Source organism: Enteractinococcus coprophilus (assembly GCF_006716305.1).
Taxonomy (GTDB): Bacteria; Actinomycetota; Actinomycetes; order Actinomycetales; family Micrococcaceae; genus Yaniella; species Yaniella coprophila.
In genome coordinates this window covers 1-16,148 of the sequence record NZ_VFOU01000002.1, presented here as the reverse complement: position 1 = coordinate 16,148, position 16,148 = coordinate 1, and the positions used below count along the sequence as shown (strand labels likewise).

The 16,148-nt window shown below is 58.5% G+C and carries 16 protein-coding genes; 5 read left to right on the top strand and 11 right to left on the bottom strand.

What is annotated here, in order from left to right; genetic code table 11:
* Positions 1–14 precede the first annotated feature (14 nt).
* Together FB556_RS04865 and FB556_RS04860 are read left to right on the top strand one after the other, a co-directional pair.
* Complete coding sequence (locus FB556_RS04865; protein ID WP_141865409.1) at positions 15–680, top strand: isochorismatase family protein; 666 nt, start codon at positions 15–17, stop codon at positions 678–680.
* Positions 681–855: 175 nt separating this feature from the next.
* Positions 856–2,256: an HNH endonuclease gene (locus tag FB556_RS04860; RefSeq protein WP_141865407.1), complete on the top strand. Its 1,401-nt coding sequence runs from the start codon at positions 856–858 to the stop codon at positions 2,254–2,256.
* On the opposite strand, the gene FB556_RS04855 is transcribed toward FB556_RS04860, so the two are convergent.
* From FB556_RS04855 to FB556_RS04830, 6 genes are all read right to left on the bottom strand, one after another.
* Positions 2,227–3,999 (bottom strand): DEAD/DEAH box helicase, encoded by a 1,773-nt coding sequence (locus FB556_RS04855; RefSeq protein ID WP_141865405.1) that lies wholly within the window; start codon positions 3,997–3,999, stop codon positions 2,227–2,229. The two genes, FB556_RS04860 and FB556_RS04855, sit on opposite strands and share 30 nt — an antisense overlap.
* A 100-nt stretch (positions 4,000–4,099) precedes the next feature.
* Complete coding sequence (locus FB556_RS04850) at positions 4,100–4,441, bottom strand: DUF3039 domain-containing protein (protein WP_379985210.1); 342 nt, start codon at positions 4,439–4,441, stop codon at positions 4,100–4,102.
* Between the two features lie 55 nt (positions 4,442–4,496).
* Positions 4,497–6,095, bottom strand: a complete 1,599-nt coding sequence (locus FB556_RS04845) for a hypothetical protein (protein ID WP_141865403.1) — start codon at positions 6,093–6,095, stop codon at positions 4,497–4,499.
* On the bottom strand, positions 6,080–6,859 hold the full coding sequence (locus tag FB556_RS04840) for an ABC transporter ATP-binding protein (protein ID WP_211343993.1): 780 nt from the start codon (positions 6,857–6,859) through the stop codon (positions 6,080–6,082). Before FB556_RS04840 ends, FB556_RS04845 begins: the two co-directional genes overlap by 16 nt.
* Before the next feature lie 92 nt (positions 6,860–6,951).
* Entirely contained in the window at positions 6,952–7,869 is a 918-nt protein-coding gene (locus FB556_RS04835) for a co-chaperone YbbN (protein ID WP_141865399.1), read from the bottom strand.
* A gap of 56 nt (positions 7,870–7,925) precedes the next feature.
* Entirely contained in the window at positions 7,926–10,058 is a 2,133-nt protein-coding gene (locus tag FB556_RS04830; protein WP_141865397.1) for a DUF202 domain-containing protein, read from the bottom strand.
* Positions 10,059–10,202: 144 nt separating this feature from the next.
* Between FB556_RS04830 and FB556_RS04825 the strand changes: the two genes are divergently transcribed.
* A complete protein-coding gene (locus tag FB556_RS04825) occupies positions 10,203–11,441 on the top strand; it encodes an AI-2E family transporter (RefSeq protein ID WP_246057215.1) in 1,239 nt (412 codons plus the stop codon).
* On the opposite strand, the gene FB556_RS04820 is transcribed toward FB556_RS04825, so the two are convergent.
* On the bottom strand, positions 11,438–11,767 hold the full coding sequence (locus tag FB556_RS04820; RefSeq protein WP_141865393.1) for a hypothetical protein: 330 nt from the start codon (positions 11,765–11,767) through the stop codon (positions 11,438–11,440). The genes FB556_RS04825 and FB556_RS04820 overlap by 4 nt on opposite strands.
* Positions 11,768–11,845: 78 nt before the next feature.
* On the opposite strand from FB556_RS04820, the gene nucS reads away from it, so the two are divergent.
* Together nucS and FB556_RS04810 are read left to right on the top strand one after the other, a co-directional pair.
* Positions 11,846–12,541, top strand: a complete 696-nt coding sequence (gene nucS, locus FB556_RS04815) for an endonuclease NucS (RefSeq protein ID WP_141865391.1) — start codon at positions 11,846–11,848, stop codon at positions 12,539–12,541.
* Positions 12,519–13,460 carry a hypothetical protein gene (locus tag FB556_RS04810; RefSeq protein WP_141865389.1) on the top strand — a complete coding sequence of 314 codons (942 nt, stop codon included), beginning with the start codon at positions 12,519–12,521 and terminating at the stop codon, positions 13,458–13,460. The genes nucS and FB556_RS04810 overlap by 23 nt, the downstream gene beginning before the upstream one ends.
* Positions 13,461–13,547: 87 nt before the next feature.
* On the opposite strand, the gene FB556_RS04805 is transcribed toward FB556_RS04810, so the two are convergent.
* The 4 genes from FB556_RS04805 to FB556_RS04790 all read right to left on the bottom strand — a co-directional run.
* Positions 13,548–14,000 carry a DUF2550 family protein gene (locus FB556_RS04805; protein WP_141865387.1) on the bottom strand — a complete coding sequence of 151 codons (453 nt, stop codon included), beginning with the start codon at positions 13,998–14,000 and terminating at the stop codon, positions 13,548–13,550.
* Between the two features lies 1 nt (position 14,001).
* Positions 14,002–14,271 (bottom strand): F0F1 ATP synthase subunit epsilon, encoded by a 270-nt coding sequence (locus FB556_RS04800; protein WP_141865385.1) that lies wholly within the window; start codon positions 14,269–14,271, stop codon positions 14,002–14,004.
* 3 nt (positions 14,272–14,274) lie between these two features.
* Positions 14,275–15,729 carry a F0F1 ATP synthase subunit beta gene (atpD, locus tag FB556_RS04795; RefSeq protein WP_141865383.1) on the bottom strand — a complete coding sequence of 485 codons (1,455 nt, stop codon included), beginning with the start codon at positions 15,727–15,729 and terminating at the stop codon, positions 14,275–14,277.
* Positions 15,730–15,789: 60 nt separating this feature from the next.
* On the bottom strand, positions 15,790–16,148 hold a 359-nt coding region (locus tag FB556_RS04790; RefSeq protein WP_211343992.1), incomplete at its 5' end, for a F0F1 ATP synthase subunit gamma.

Sequence of the window (16,148 nt, the reverse complement as noted above, 5' to 3'; positions counted from 1 at the left end):
AAGGATGAAACCCCATGCACGCTCTGATCATCGTGGACGTCCAACAGGACTTTTGCGAAGGCGGATCCCTCGCGGTTGACGGCGGGGCACATACGGCTGCATTGATCACCGAATATATCAACCAGTGCGGTACGAAATACCATGTCATTGCCACGACCCGCGATTGGCATATCGATCCGGGCCCGCACTTCTCAACCCGGCCAGATTTTGAAACTACCTGGCCCATCCATTGTGTTGCCGGCACCGACGGTGCCGAACTCCATGAAAACATTGATGCTGAAGTCATCGACGCCGAATTCCTCAAAGGCCAGTACACCGACGGTTATTCGGGGTTTGACGGCGTGCTGGGCGAGCCCGATACGATTCGCAGTAACGACGGCGTTGCCGGCCCATACGGTGCCACTGCCGCAGCGGCTGCTGCAACCGATGCTGACTCCATGACCATGGACGACTGGCTGCGCGAACACGATGTCGAGCGAATCACCATCGTCGGTATTGCTACCGATCATTGCGTTCGGGCCACCGCCCTGGATGCCTCGGACGCCGGATATGAAGTCCGTGTCCTCACCAACCTGACGGTTGGCGTCTCCGAAGACACCATCGACGCTGCACTGGAAGAAATGGAAGGCGCCGGCGTTATGCTGTCTGAATGGCCCGGGGCCGACGCGTTCGCGCACTAACCTTCGCTCGTTCACAGACCGGTGGACCGTTCGGTTCGCCGACCTGTAGCAGTGAACCACTGGGCCGCGCTGCAAGAAGTCAATGTGGTTAGTCGCTCCTGTGGGCAACCTCGTGGTATCCACAAATGGCCTCTGCAAGCCACGGCTAAGTTGCGCTAGCGCCTAGCCTGAAGGTATGACGACAACCACAGCGCCGGGGCTCAAAACCCTCGCGGAACTCCCCGAGGTGCTCTCGTTACTTGCACCCGCCGAAACCCAGGCTGGGAATATCGATCAAATCGAGTTCTATGAACGCATCAAGGCCGCAGCAGAAGCCGGCCAAGCACGGGCAACCGCGAAATTAGCTGAGCAGCGCCACGACCAAGAGAAGGCTCAAGGGATCCCCAAATCTAAGCGCTGCAAAGGTTTGGGTGCCGAGATCGGACTGGCCCGGAAAGAATCACCAGCTCGCGGTAAACAGCGGCTCGAGCTGGCTCGAGTACTCGTCGAAAATTTGCCCCGGACATATCAGGCACTGTGTGACGGTCAGATTCGCGAAGAGCATGCCCAGGCCATGGCCAACGAGATCAGTGCCCTCCCTGCTCGTCACCAACGCGAGATCGATGACATCCTCAGCGATCGTCTCGGCGCCATCGGACCACGCCAGCTCGCCAATGAGGCTCGTGCCCAGGTCCAACGTCTCGACCCTCAGGGTGCCGCCAAACGGCTGCGAGATGCCGAAGCTGAGCGGCGAGTAGGGATTCGTCCTGCAGCAAAGGGACTCTCCCAGCTTGTCGCAATTGGCCCCACACCACAGATCGCCGCGCTCTGCGATACCCTACGACAAGAAGCCAATTCGGCACTCAGCACCGGCACTACGAAAGATCACCGAGGTGAGTCTCGCACCCGTGACCAGCTGATGTTTGACATGTTGATCGAACGCGGCACCGGACAAGCCGCCGCACCTGCCGTGCCCGTCGAAGTCATGTTAGTCATGACGCCAGACACACTGTTTGCCCAAGGGGGTACTCCCGCCTGGCTGACTGGACACGGTCCGATTCCAGCTGCCGTGGCCCGTGACTGGCTATCCCAGAAGGACGTCTCGGTCTTGCTCCGTCGACTCTTTACCAATCCCGAAGCCAACCAAGTCGTGGGTCTCGAGTCCAGAGCTCGTGGCTTCCGATCCAATCTGCGCAAACTGATACTACTGCGCGACAACATCTGTCGAACGCCTTACTGTGAAGCGCCCATCCAAGATGTCGATCACATCACTCCGCGTCGCGACGGCGGTGCGACCGCATGGGAGAACGCCTCCGGCCTGTGTGCAGCGTGTAACCAAACCAAAGAAAATCGCGGATGGCGCCACACTGGCGATTCACAAGGGATGCAGATTACTACCCCAACGGGACATGTATATACCGTTGCGAGCCAACCGGTCTTGCCCGGTAGAGATCCTCGTCCGAGAACACCGCGCAGACCGTCCAGCGGACAACATGACAAAGAACCAGCTGACAACCCGCCACAGATACCGCGCGCCGGAGGATCTCAGCGCTGCCCGGAGGCCGGGCTATTTTCGACCGACAAACCAACCTTGTAGGGTTTCCAGTCGCTGTTCGATCTGTTCCCTAGTTGCCTGAGCCACGGCTGGTCCACCAGAAATCTCACGCAGCTGATTGTGAATCACCCCGTGCGGTGTGCCGGTGCGAGCCGACCAAGCAGACACGGAAGATGACAGCTTTTTGCGCAGTTCCTTCATCTGCCGGTGATCAACCACCGTCGCATCTTCTTTCGGTTGGTTGCGCGGTTGGCGACGTAGTTGTTCGGCCTGCCGCTGTTTCAGCAGCATGGAGACCTGGTCTGGGTCAAGTAAGCCAGGAATACCCAAGAAGTCGAGTTCTTCTGCTGAACCAATGGCTCCGCCCGTGCCGAATTCTCCCCCGTCAAAGAGGACCTTATCGAAAAGAGCCTGGGACTCCAGGGCCTGGAATTTGGCGCCCGACAAAGATGAGGAGGCTGATTCTTCGCGATTTGCTTCACGCATCAGGTCTTCTTCCGGTGCGTCTTCGAGGTCTTCGACGGAGACACCGGTATCAAGCTCTAAAGCATGATCGCGTTCTTCTTCCATCTCATTCGCCAACTCCATGAGTTTTGGCACGGACGGCAGAAAGACCGAAGCCGTCTCGCCACGTCGACGAGAACGCACAAAACGTCCAACCGCCTGAGCAAAGAACATCGGCGTCGACGTCGATGTCGCATAGACCCCCACACACAGTCGTGGCACGTCCACGCCTTCAGAGACCATTCGCACCGCGACCATCCAGCGCTGAGCGCCGTCGGAAAATTCTTCGATTTTTGACGAGGCGGTGGGATCATCCGACAGGACAGTGATAACTTTTTCGCCCGAGAGCCGTTCCAAAGTATCAGCATAAGCGCGAGCATCTTCATGATCCGTGGCGATGACCAGTCCCCCAGCATCGGGCACGTTACGGCGCACTTCGGTCAGGCGCAGATCGGCTGCTTTGAGTACCGCTGGGATCCATTCACCTTTGGGGTTCAAGGCTGTCCGCCAGGCATTGGCCGTCATATCTTTGGTCGCGGCTTCGCCCAGTTGAGCTTCCATGACCTCTCCGGTCGAGGTCTGCCACCGCATCTGGCCGGAATATGCCATAAAAATCACCGGACGAACCACATGGTCACGCAGGGCCGGGCCATAGCCATAGGTGTAATCGGCTCGTGAGCGCAACACACCGGTACCGTCGTCGACATAATCAACAAACGGGATTTGCGCATCATCCGACCGGAACGGTGTACCGGTCAACGACAAGCGCCGAGCGGCCGGTTCGAAGGCCTCGCGGATGGACTCACCCCAAGACAGGGCATCACCACCGTGGTGAATCTCATCAAGGATCACTAAGGTTTTGGCGGCTTCGGTGCGGTTGCGGTGCAAAATCGGTTTGGAAGCGACCTGGGCGTAGGTCAGGGCCACCCCCATGTATTCCGAGCCGTGACGACCATCGGAGTTTTTGAAGTTCGGGTCTATCGCCAGACCAATGCGCGCCGCTGAGTCGGCCCACTGGCTTTTGAGGTGCTCTGTTGGCGCGACAACGGTGATTCGTGAGATGACTCCGGATTCGTGCAGCATTTTGGCCACGCGCAGCGCGAAAGTCGTTTTACCCGCGCCGGGGGTGGCCACCGTCATGAAATCCTTGCGCGGTTTCTCGAAATACAGTTCAAGGGCTTCTTGCTGCCATTGCCGTAGTTTCGGTGCGGTCCCCCATGCAGCCCGTTCGGGGAGTGCGGGTGGGAGATCTTCTCCGATCTGAAACAGCGCTTCACTCATGAGTGACTACACAGCCTCCTTCATGGCCTAAGTTCGTGATGAAGACAAACAAATATTGACCACCAAATCATGGTGGTCAACATGTGTGACGGGTTAAATTTTACTTTTTACGACCGAAACCGAAGAAACCGCGTCCTTTGTCGGAGTCACCGGAATTACCGTCCCCTGATTCTAGCCCGTCCCAAATTTCTTGGCAGGCAGGACACATCGGGAAACGTTCTGGATCGCGCGAAGGTACCCACACTTTGCCACATAGAGCAACAACGGGTGTGCCGTTGATGATGGCTTCGGTGAGCTTGTCTTTTTGCACGAAGTGTTTGAACCGTTCGTGGTCTCCAGGTTCCGTAGCGTGGAGCTGCTCTTCACGTTCCAATACACCGGTTGCGCCCTCGTGCGGATCGTAATCAGTGGACGAAGCGTACACAGAGTTCATCGGATTCATGCCTTCCATAGTAGTCGGAACAGCGGACCGTCATCGTCCGCGACAGGCTGTGTGCTCAGTATAGCGCCGCAACCTTGACAATTGACTGATAGGTCTCTGGAAGGGCCCGTTCATACCATTTGGCACCGATTCGCACTCCCGCCCACAACATCCCAGCACCGTATAGCACCCCAATCATCAACGTGATAATACCCCATGCCGGGCTGCCCACGATCAGCGCGACGACGGCGGGAATGACCACGGGCAAGGCGATGAAGAACTGCATCAACATTCCCACGGTTTGCACTAACATGATCCGTCCCATTCCCCCTTCGGGTTGAGCCATCAAACTCGTGCCGGGTGGCGGCACCGGGTAGATATACCGTGCCGAGATGACCGCGGATAATCCTGTTCCAGACAGCAGCACACCGATCGACAACCCGAGCCACGCAGCGAATTCGTGACTGGCGTCGGTTGCAAACACCATGGCGATGGTCAGCAAAAGGGTCAGCGGTAGCGCCCAGGTCAATAATCCAAACACCCGGCCCAGGCGGTCATCGATCCCGCGCACCCCGGTGGTGATGTGTAACGAGAAGCCAGTCGAGTCATAAGACAAGTCAGCAGAAATCGAAAAGGCCAGCAAATAGGCAATCAGGGCGGGCAAAATCTTGGGGATAAGCGAGAAGTCTTGGGACTTCAAGATGGTAATTTCGAATATGCCAAACAGGACAAATACTGCGACCAATATGAGACTTGCCGCATAGCGAGGGTCTTTGAACCAGTACAGCAGTGAGCGCGCCCAAATTGCTTGCATTGGCGAGTTCGCCCGACCCAACAGCCCGATGCCGGCGGGTTCGCGTTGGCGTTCGCGCATCGTGCCGGCGGCTTCGGTAGCGCAGTTGACGATGGCGTTATACGCCCAGGCAGCCAACCCAATGTACGCAAGCATTACCACGAGATGCAGTGCTGCCATCCCCCACTGCGCCTGGGCTACGAACCAAGGCAGCGACAAAAAGCCCGCGGGAGTAAACGCTATCCATGTAGCGACCTGAGGAAGAAGCTCCCAGAACTCTTGAATGGTTTCAATCGCCCCCATTAGGATGAACCCGGCGAGCATCAAGGGCACCAGCACAATGAGCTGCATGGCATCGCGCACGGCGCGCCGAGAGATGAGGTTATTCAGCGCTCCCACGATGACCTGCATGATGATCACACACAGCACCGTACCGATGAGCGCGGCCAGGACCCCGGCCACGATGGCGGCCGGATGCCAGCCCCACAGTACGCTACCGGTCAGAAACAATATCAGCGTCCCAAGGCCGGTGGGCGCTACGACTCCCCCGAGGACGACCCCAGGAATGAAGGTTTTATTGGGAATCCCGAAGACGAGAAAATTCTGCGGATTCGTAAAAGGGTTGGATGTCGAGAAAACAATCGGTCCGATGATCCAGACGAGCACTGTGACTGCTCCGCATAGAACGAACACGGCGCCACGGTCGGTGTACGTGACCTCTTCGGGTGGGGCAAATGCCGCGACAGACGCCAGGATGTAGGCCATCACGATGAAGTAGAGGAACCCTAATGCGGAAAAGATCGCCCCGATCATGGTGCCCACGGAACGCCGGAAGCTGTTCCACATCAGTACATAACGCAGACGGATTAGGTGTGGAACCATGACAGGCCCTCCCCGGCGTGGTCGCTGGAGACCATGCCTACGAAGCGGTCTTCAAGTGAAGCGCCGTCGGTGACTTCTTCCATCGAGCCCGAGGCCAGCACCTGGCCTTTATCGATGACGGCCACGTGATCGCAGGTGCGTTCGACCAGGTCCATCACGTGTGAGGAGATCATCACGGTGCCACCGGAGCTCACGTACTCATTGAGAATGGCGCGGATGCGCGCCGAAGAGACCGGGTCAACGGCTTCGAAAGGCTCATCCAAGATCAAAACCTGCGGTGAATGGATCATCGCGGCAGCCAGCGAGACTTTTTTGGTCATCCCGGCTGAGTAATCGGCCACCATTTTATGGGCCGCTTCTTCAAGATCCATGACACGCAACAGATCGGGGACGCGTTCGGCGACGACGTCGGCTTCCATGCCACGCAGCAGCCCAGAATAGGTGATCAGCTGGGTGCCGGTGAGCCGTGGGAACACCGCAGCGCCGTCGACCAGCACTCCCAGCACCGATTTGGCGTGTTGCGGGGATTCCCACATGTTGATGCCGTGAACCCAGACCTGACCGTGATCCGGGCGCAACAGGCCGGTCATCATGGACATCGTCGTGGTCTTCCCGGCGCCGTTGGGACCAACGAAACCATAGAATGACCCGGCGGGAATGGTCAGGTTGATGCCGTTGACGGCAACTTTGTCACCGAATTGTTTGCCCAGCGACCGGATCACGACCGCGTGGTCAGGATCGGGTAGAGAAGATTTTTCTAACATGGTTCCAGTGTAAAAATTTACGCACACAAAGTGATCCCCCGTCCGGTTGAACTTCATCTCGGACGGGGGATGGAAAGTGTCAGCTGACCGGCTTAGAACAGGGCGGCGGCCAGCTTGCGACGCGAGGTGGCGACCCGGGCATCGTCATCGCCCACGACGGCATAAAGCTCCAGCAGGTGAACGCGAGCGGCGTCCTTATCCTCCCCGGCACTGCGGGCAATGAACTTCACCAGCCGGTCGAAGGCATCTTGCACGTGACCACCCAGCAAATCGAGGTCTGCAACGGCCATTTGGGCTGTGACATCGTTGGGGTTATCGGCCGCGGTGGCTCGAACCTGTTGAATGTCCATGTCGCGGGTGCGTTGCACGAGCCCGACCCGGGCTTTGCCGCGGATCGCTTCTTGGTCCTGCGGGTTTTCGGCGAGGGCTTTGTCGTAGGCTGCGATGGCGTCGTCGTAATTTTCGGCCTGCAAGGCGGCTTCGGCTTCTTGGTGCAACGGTGGCAGCACGGCGTCGCCTTCGGCATCGGTGGCTTCCACGAGGGGTGGCACAGTGTCGGCCATGCCGGCTTGGACGGCCGAGGCGTTGATTTCATCCAGGAGCTGTTCAAGCTGTTCGGCAGCCACCGGGGCGTTGAATAACGGCAGGGCTTGCTGGCCCATCAGTGCCACGACCATCGGGCCGGCGGGCACCCCGAACATTTGGAGCAGCTGCGGGTGTTTTTCGGTATCGATGCGTCCCATGACCATGCGGCCGGCGCGCGCATCAATGGCGGGCTGCAACACGGCATCGATCTGATCCGAGGCTGGATTCGAGGGAGCCGCCAGGTGAATGATCAGCGGGACGGTCGCTGCGTGTTGTAACAGGGTTTGTAATGATTGCTGGTCGACGTCGTCCAACACCCAGGAGCGTTGGGTTCCGCCGTCTGCGCCCGTCGATTGGGCGGGCAGCTGGGTCAGGTCGATGGCGTCGCGCGAGTGCGACGGGGTGGAGTCAGGCTGTTGAGTCATAATCCTCTTCTTGTCAGATTCGGCTCGTGGTCTTCAGCACCAGTCTAGTGGGCTGGCTAGTCCACGGTAGATAGGACGGTCTCATATCCGGCGAGCGAAACTTCGCCCTCGGCGGGAATCACCAGGGCAAATTGTTCGCGATAGCGGATTCGGACCTCGCCTTCGTGGGACGACGACGCAAATTCGCCGACCTCTTGAACCAAGTCGGTCAGATCCACCGTGGCACCGTCTTCTTGCGGGGTGAGCGACTCTAGCGAGTTCATCGTGCCAAACACCAGGGCTGAGCCGTTGGGTAGGCGAACCGAAGTGATCGAGTCGTCGAAGAGGGTCCGGGTGACACTGGCATCGATGTCATTTTCGCTGTGGGTTGCTTCGAGGTCGGCCTGGTGCTCGTGGACCATGTCGATCCACTCGTTGTCGGCGATTTGGTCGGCGGCGTCGGCTTCAGGATCGGTCAGGTATTCGGCCAACGCTTCGACGGCGGCCTCTGGCGACATGACGAGCTCGGTGGATTCGTCATTGGGCATGTTTTCCACATTGTGGTCCATCAGACTGCCTGAAGGCAGTTCTGCACCCGGGGCGAACGGGGCGTTTTGGATGAGCTGATATTGCGAGCGCGCATCTTCTTGGCGCAAGACCAACAGCTGAGTCGCGGAGCCTTCGGCATCACTGGTTACCGCGTAGATGGTGCGAGGGAAGGAGTCATCGCGATCCATCCAGGTTGCCAAAATCTCATCTGCGGCGACCGGGGTGCGGCGCGGGTAGTCTTCTTCGATCGTGTTGTTCCGGTAGGAATCTTGACGCGAGCGCAACGCATGACCGGCTACCCGGCCGGCCAGTACATCGGCATCCAAGGCTTCATCGCCCTGGCGCGCGGTGGTCGCCACAGCTTCGAGAATCTGTTCGAACTGGGCATCAACGACGACGGGGAAGGTGTCGGGCTCTTCAGGATCAACCTCATCTTCCAGCTGTTCCTGGTCTACCTGGTCGGAAATGTCTTCGTCTTCTGGGGTTTCGGAGGCTGCGTGTGCCGGACCGACGCCCAGACCGATCGCAAGCCCCACCGCCGATAGCGCGGTCACGGTACGACGCAAGAATCCACCGTTGTCTTTCGTCTCGTCTTGTTCATCGCGACCCTCGGGGTGTTCCTCCAGTAGCGGTAGGTTCTCGGTGCGGGTGTCCTCATCGGGCGTGGAGGAACCGGAACCTGGGTCGTCGTCGCGATCTCCATCGTCGCGGTCTTCATCGTCAAGGTTGGCACCGTCAGACGTCTCATCGTCGGGCTGTTCGTCATCGTTAGGCGTTTCAAGGCCGGGTGGCGTGGCGGTTTGATCATCGCGAACCGCCAGTTCGTCTTCGTCGGCAACCTGATCGCCTTCGGTAATGGGCAGTCCGGCTACCACCTCGGTGGCCTGGTCGTTGTCGGGGTGTGCAACCGGTTCACCGGCATCAATGTGTTCTACCGACAGCGTCTGGGTGGTGGGTTCACTGCCGGCCATGACGTCGGCTGCGGTCAGGCCCGTGTAGTCCCCGCGGACCACCGCACGGCGTCCCGAGGTGCGTTTAGCGCGACGTCGGAAATCCATAAACCGCCAGATCAACAGTGCAATACCGATCAACACCAGGACGATGCCGGCGATCATCAACGGTAGGATCAGCGGCGAGTTGGGTTCGATATTGACCCAGGAGACGCTGAAGTCAGTGGGGGCTGGTGCGACACCGTCGACGGCGATCAGCAGTCCCCATTGGCCTGCGTCCGTCCGGGTCCAGCGCTGGGTGACCTCATCGGTGACCTCCTGAGTGGCCAGCCACAAATCCGAGTTCACCGGATTGGGCACTTCGGCTTCGCCATCGACATAGGTGATGTTCACGGTCGGGTCTGCGCCGCGCTCGACGTCGGTATTGACACCATCGATACGGTGGTGTGCAGCTTCGCCAACCCAGGCTTCGATATCGCGCAGTTGCCCGTACATCAGACTGAATTCGCCGTCGCCACGCACGGTGTATTCAATGGCTTCATCCGGATCAATATCCACGCCGTCGGTGATGACGGTCAGCGGGGCTTCTTGGGTTGTTTCGGTCGTCGCATCAAATACGGCCGGGGGCGCCCAGATGGTTTGGAGTCCCACGGAGACTAAGATCGCGACGACGCCCAGAATTATGGCGCCGATACCGCCCAGAGTTTTCAAAACCTGCCACCTTTTGTTCGATTGCTCGGCTTGGCGCACCGCGTTGATGCCACCTGGCTAATTTTCCATCATAGTAGCAATCCCATCCTCACCGCGCCGTTCGGATCTGCCACAGCAGCGGGCCGGTGCCGTAGTGTGGTAATCGTGGCGGATAAGTCAAATACCAGCGGGCGGTTTTCGAACCTGTTCCAGAACCTCAAACAGCGTGTGACCGGGGCACATGACCAGTTGGCTACGGCGCGCGCGAAGCAGCAATTCCGTGTGCCCGATCCGGAAGACTACCCGCACACGCCTATCACCCGGGCTGACCACTTCACCTCCGAACGGCCCTCGGTCAAACCCGCAGAGCTGGTATCGCGCCCGATCAGGACCGGGTTTTTACTCACCGTCGGCGTCGGGTTGGCTCTGGCTCTCTATGTTCTGGTCTCGACGAATGTCCAACTACTGGTGTGGATCCTTGTCGCATTCTTTATCGCGCTGGGCCTGGACCCGATCGTCGCTTGGATCCAAAGCTGGGGTGCACCCCGCGGGGTCGGGGTTGCGGTAGCGGTGGCAATTTTACTTGGCATCGTCACGGTGTTTATTTCCACACTGATTCCCGTAATCGTGGAACAGACCTCCGAATTTGTCCAAATTTTACCAACCGTGGTCTCGGACTTCATTGCCTCGGATTTTTTCCGGGCTATCGATGATGAATTCGACGTCGCCACGGTCCTCACCACTGAAGTCAATAAGTTTGTTTCGGATACGACCAATATCACGACCCTGCTCGGCGGCATCCTAGGAGTCGGCAGCGCGATTTTCAACGTTGGTTTTTCGGTACTGATCGTCGTCGTTTTGACCCTGTATTTCCTCGCCTCACTGCCCACCATCAAAAAATGGCTCTACCGTCTGGCGCCCCGCTCACGACGCGAACGTCTCGAGTACCTCTCGGAGAAAATTTCCGACTCGGTCGGGCATTATATTGTGGGCCAAACACTAGTGGCTACGCTCAACGGGATCGTCGCCTTTATCGCCGTGTCCATTGCTGATCTACAATATGCTGCCCTGCTCGCGCTCTTTGCCGGGTTCATGGCATTCATTCCGCTGGTCGGGGCGGTGACCGGCGGTGTGATCATCTCGCTGCTGGCCCTATTTGCCGGCTGGCAATCCGCGCTCATTTTTGCCGCGATCTACTTTATTTACCTTCAGGTTGAGGCGTATGTGATCTCGCCGCGAATTATGCAACGGACCGTGGCGGTTCCAGGGTCACTGGCTGTTATCGGCGTTATTGCGGGTGGGTCGCTACTGGGCGTCCTAGGGGCTCTGATGGCGATCCCCGCCGTCGCCGCCATCTTGGTACTCGTGCGCGAAGTGTACGTTCCGTATCAGGACCTCCGCTAATACCGCAGATCTTGGCGCCGGTTATTCCAACAGGCCGTGTGCCAGTGACGACGTTGTTGCCCGGCGTCGTCATCACCCATAAGCCAGTCCGAACGCCACGTCACTACGTGGGGCTGGCCCTGCGGAATGGGACGCAAACACCCGGGACACGTGTAGATTTTCACTGCGCGCCAAGCCTGGACCTGCCGGACGTGCCATCCACCATCAAAGGCGTCTTCGTGTGTGTAGTTGGTGTCGAAAGCGGCTCGATGCAATTCACCGACGGGCCGGGTTCTTCTGCCGCGCTTGGGATGTTGGTCACGACGGCGCTTATTTTTGCGAGCCATGACCCCTATTGTCACATACTCGCCGAGTCCGCCTGCTGCACTATGAACCAGCAATTACCCAGTAGACTAATGCCCGTTATGCGACTTGTCATTGCTGAATGTTCTGTCACCTACGCTGGCCGGCTCAATGCCTACCTGCCCCCCGCCAAACGGCTCATCATGTTCAAGGCCGACGGCGCGGTGTTGATCCACTCCGACGGTGGTTCCTATAAACCCCTGAACTGGATGACGCCGCCCGCCCGAGTGATCGTCTCGGAGCCATCCGAGACCCAGCAGCACGAAGGCATCGAAACAGTATGGACGGTGCAGTCGCAGAAATCCGATGACCGCCTGATCATTAGTATCTACGCTATTGAGCACGATTCCAGTCACGAGCTCGGGGTGGATCCTGGATTAGTCAAAGACGGCGTCGAAGCCGACTTGCAACGACTGTTGGCCGAACAAATTCACCTGCTGGGATCGGGCTATCAACTCATCCGGCGCGAATATATGACCGCCATTGGTCCGGTCGACATTCTGGCCAAGAACGGCACCGGAGAGACCGTGGCCGTGGAGCTGAAGCGGCGCGGAGATATCGACGGCGTCGAACAACTCTCCCGCTATGTTGAACTGCTCAACCGGGATCCACTGCTGGCACCCGTGCACGGAGTGTTTGCCGCTCAACAAATTAAGCCACAGGCGCGCGTACTCGCTGAAGACCGGGGTTTCAGCACGGTCACGCTGGACTACGATGCCATGCGAGGCGTCGACGATGTTGACTCCCGCCTTTTCTAAATGCACCAACACGTTCGCTGACCGCCACATCCATGGCGTGGCCGGGGTTGATTTTGCCACCTCCGATGTCCAGTCGATCCAGGCCGCGTTGCGCTTGCTGGCATCTCGGCGCACCACTGGGGTTACCGCCTCAATTCCGACGATCGGACTGGCCGCGTTACCCGATACACTGAACCGGCTACGTGCAGCTCATGTCGATGGGCTGGTGGACGGCGTGCATCTGGAAGGCCCATTTCTTGCGCCAGAGTTTGCCGGCGCGCATCCCAGGTCGGCACTGCTGGCTCCCAACGAAGATCCCGGCAAGCGGTTCCTAGAAACCGTGTTCAACTACCAGGACCCCAGCCGGCTGATCACCATGATGACGCTAGCACCCGAGCTCCCGGGGTTTGAGGCCACCGTTGAGCAACTCGTTGAAGCCGGGATTGCGCCTGCGCTAGGCCACACCGGTGCAACCTATCTCCAGATGCGCCACGGCATAGCATTCGTCTACGCCCTGACGGGAGAACCGGTGACCATTACCCATCTCTATAATGCGATGCGTGGTTTTCACCATCGGGACCCAGGGCCAATTCTTGCGGTCATGGAAGCAGCAGCCCGCGGTGAGGTCGTCGTGGAATTGATCGCAGACGGCTTCCATGTCGATCTTGAGGTGGTCCGGTGGTGGTTTGACCTGTGGCCCGCCACTATCCGGTTGGTTTCAGATGCCTCGGCTGCGACCCTTCCCACCGGCGTTCAGCCACTTACTGCGCAGCCACCCAGGTTGGGACATGTTGAACTGCACTATCCTACAGCTGCGAGCCCGCAGCTTGCGGGACGGGCCACGTTGGCATCGGGTGGTAAAGATCTGTTGGCGATCCACGATGACCTGGTGGCAGCAGGGCTGAATCATGATCAGGTATGTGCCGCGATGCAGCGCTAGCCGGTACCGACCCGCCTAAGGCCGTGGCTTAAAGCAATCGGTCGACAGAGCCATCCACGTACCCTGTCGACCGATTGTCATATGAAGTTAGAAGTATCGACGACGCTGTCGCCGTTGTGGCGGTTCTCGCCAGTGCCCAATCCCAACTGCGGGACCGGACTCGTACCACGTGGTGAGCTCAGAGACGTGCGCTTGGGCTGCACTGAGCTTGAGGTATGCACCGGTTTCCAGATCGTCTAACCGCACCCAGGCACGGATGCGAGTTCGGCGGGGAAACCGTGTTACGTCTAGCGAGTGACGCGGTACGCTGGCAAACGGGCGAGGCCAGATCGAGTAGACGGCGAAGATTTCCACCGAGTATTCGTTATATGACACCACCACGGGTTTGCCGGGTTTTTCGTCGTCGTGTTTGCTGACCAGGCGCGCTTTAAAGGAACCGGGTGTTCTAAGCAGCATAAATAATCGCCAGGCGATCATCACTGCCGTTACGAACGCTATGACCGCGATTCCGATGAGCGTCCAGGCCAGCCACGACGGCATCTTACGCTGACAGCTCCGCTTGTGTTGCGGCGATGGTCACCCGGTTCGAATCAACCGAGAAGAACCCGCCATTGGCTTGTGCAACCACGGCTTCACCGTCTGCTGCTTCGACGACGACTTCGCCGTCACCCAGCACCGCAAGCATCGGGGTGTGACCGGGAAGAATCCCGATCTCACCGTCAATCGTGCGGGCGGACACGGAGCGGGCTTGCCCGGACCACACGAAGTGGTCCTCGGCAACGATTTCGACGTCCAGGAGGTTATCGGCCATGAGTTAGCCTTCCTTCTGGATTTTCGCCCATTCCCGCTCCACGTCATCCAGGCCACCAACATTGTAGAAGGCCTGTTCTGCGATGTGGTCCAGGTCGCCGTCGGCGATGGCCTTGAAGCCTTCGATGGTGTCCTTGATTGGAACGGTCGAGCCTTCGACACCGGTGAACTGCTTCGCAGTGTAGGTGTTCTGCGACAGGAACTGTTCGATCTTGCGTGCACGGCCGACGACGACACGGTCTTCTTCGGACAGCTCGTCAACACCGAGGATCGCGATGATGTCTTGCAGTTCTTTGTTCTTCTGCAGAATCTGCTTGACGCGGGTCGCGACGTCGTAGTGTTCCTGACCAACGTACTGTGGGTCCAGCAGACGCGAGGTCGAGGCCAGTGGATCAACCGCTGGGTACAGACCACGCGAAGCCAGGTCACGAGTCAGGTTCGTGGTCGCATCCAAGTGCGCGAACACGTTGGCTGGAGCAGGGTCAGTGTAGTCGTCCGCTGGGACGTAAACGGCCTGCATCGAGGTAATAGAGTGACCGCGAGTTGAGGTAATGCGTTCCTGCAGGATACCCATTTCGTCAGCCAGGTTCGGCTGGTAACCCACAGCAGAAGGCATACGACCCAGCAGGGTCGAAACTTCCATACCGGCCTGCGAGAAGCGGAAAATGTTGTCAATGAACAACAACACGTCCTGCTTCTGGACGTCACGGAAGTACTCGGCCATAGTCAGACCGGTTAGCGCAACGCGTAGACGGGTGCCTGGTGGCTCGTCCATCTGACCGAACACCAGTGCGGTGTCTTTCAGTACGTCGGCTTCGTCCATTTCGACCCAGAGGTCGTTACCCTCACGAGTACGCTCGCCAACACCAGCGAATACCGAGGTACCACCGAAGTTGCGTGCAACACGGGTAATCATTTCCTGGATCAGAACGGTTTTACCAACACCGGCACCACCGAACAGACCAATCTTTCCACCCTGAATGTAGGGGGTGAGCAGGTCGATGACCTTGATACCAGTCTCCATCATCTGGGTGGAGGCTTCCAGGTCAGCGAAGTTTGGTGGCTGGCGGTGAATTGGCCAGCGTTCTTGAACATCAAGTTCAGCAATATCAACGTCGAGCGAGTCGCCCAGCGCGTTGAAGATGTGGCCTTTGACGACGTCGCCCACGGGCACCGAGATTGGCTGGCCGGTGTCGACGACTTCCTGACCGCGGACCAAACCGTCGGTTGCCTGCATCGCGATGGCGCGAACCAGGTTTTCACCCAGGTGCTGGGCAACTTCGAAAGTAATGGTCGAGGTTTGACCACCGAGGGTCAACTGTACTTTCAGAGCATTGTAGATCTCCGGCATGGCGTCCGCTGGGAATTCAGCGTCGATGACCGGTCCGGTAATGCGGGCAATGCGGCCCACGGCGCCGGTTTTAGCGCCGCTACCGGATTCATTCATAGTGGCAGTCATGTAACTCACTTCTATGTGGATGTTGAAATATGGGTCAGTGAGGCTGTGGTGTCAGCCCGTTTAGGACTCTGCTAGTGCGTCTGCACCAGCGATGAGTTCGGTGAGCTCCTGAGTAATGGAAGCCTGACGGGCGTTGTTCATCAGCAAAGTGTATTCACGGATGAGATCTTCGGCGTTATCTCCGGCTGCACTCATAGCTCGTTGACGGTTGGCCAGTTCTGATGCGGCAGCCTGCAACATGGACGAGAAGATTCTCGACTCGATGTATTTGGGCAGCAATGCATCCAAGACTTCTTCTGGGGCGGGTTCGTAGTCATAGAGCGGGAACAGTTCCGACGCATCGGTGACTTCTTCTTCCACAACTTCCAGTGGCAGAAGACGAACAACCGTTGGTCTGTCACATGCCCTCAACGGCACGC

Bases quoted from the DNA above. Each gene is read 5' to 3' on its own strand.
- FB556_RS04865 (WP_141865409.1), top strand. From the start codon at position 15: ATGCACGCTCTGATCATCGTGGACGTCCAACAGGACTTTTGCGAAGGC.
- FB556_RS04860 (WP_141865407.1), top strand. From the start codon at position 856: ATGACGACAACCACAGCGCCGGGGCTCAAAACCCTCGCGGAACTCCCC.
- FB556_RS04855 (WP_141865405.1), bottom strand. From the start codon at position 3,999: ATGAGTGAAGCGCTGTTTCAGATCGGAGAAGATCTCCCACCCGCACTC.
- FB556_RS04850 (WP_379985210.1), bottom strand. From the start codon at position 4,441: ATGAATCCGATGAACTCTGTGTACGCTTCGTCCACTGATTACGATCCG.
- FB556_RS04845 (WP_141865403.1), bottom strand. From the start codon at position 6,095: ATGGTTCCACACCTAATCCGTCTGCGTTATGTACTGATGTGGAACAGC.
- FB556_RS04840 (WP_211343993.1), bottom strand. From the start codon at position 6,859: ATGTTAGAAAAATCTTCTCTACCCGATCCTGACCACGCGGTCGTGATC.
- FB556_RS04835 (WP_141865399.1), bottom strand. From the start codon at position 7,869: ATGACTCAACAGCCTGACTCCACCCCGTCGCACTCGCGCGACGCCATC.
- FB556_RS04820 (WP_141865393.1), bottom strand. From the start codon at position 11,767: ATGGCTCGCAAAAATAAGCGCCGTCGTGACCAACATCCCAAGCGCGGC.
- nucS (WP_141865391.1), top strand. From the start codon at position 11,846: ATGCGACTTGTCATTGCTGAATGTTCTGTCACCTACGCTGGCCGGCTC.
- FB556_RS04810 (WP_141865389.1), top strand. From the start codon at position 12,519: ATGTTGACTCCCGCCTTTTCTAAATGCACCAACACGTTCGCTGACCGC.
- FB556_RS04805 (WP_141865387.1), bottom strand. From the start codon at position 14,000: ATGCCGTCGTGGCTGGCCTGGACGCTCATCGGAATCGCGGTCATAGCG.
- FB556_RS04800 (WP_141865385.1), bottom strand. From the start codon at position 14,271: ATGGCCGATAACCTCCTGGACGTCGAAATCGTTGCCGAGGACCACTTC.
- atpD (WP_141865383.1), bottom strand. From the start codon at position 15,729: ATGACTGCCACTATGAATGAATCCGGTAGCGGCGCTAAAACCGGCGCC.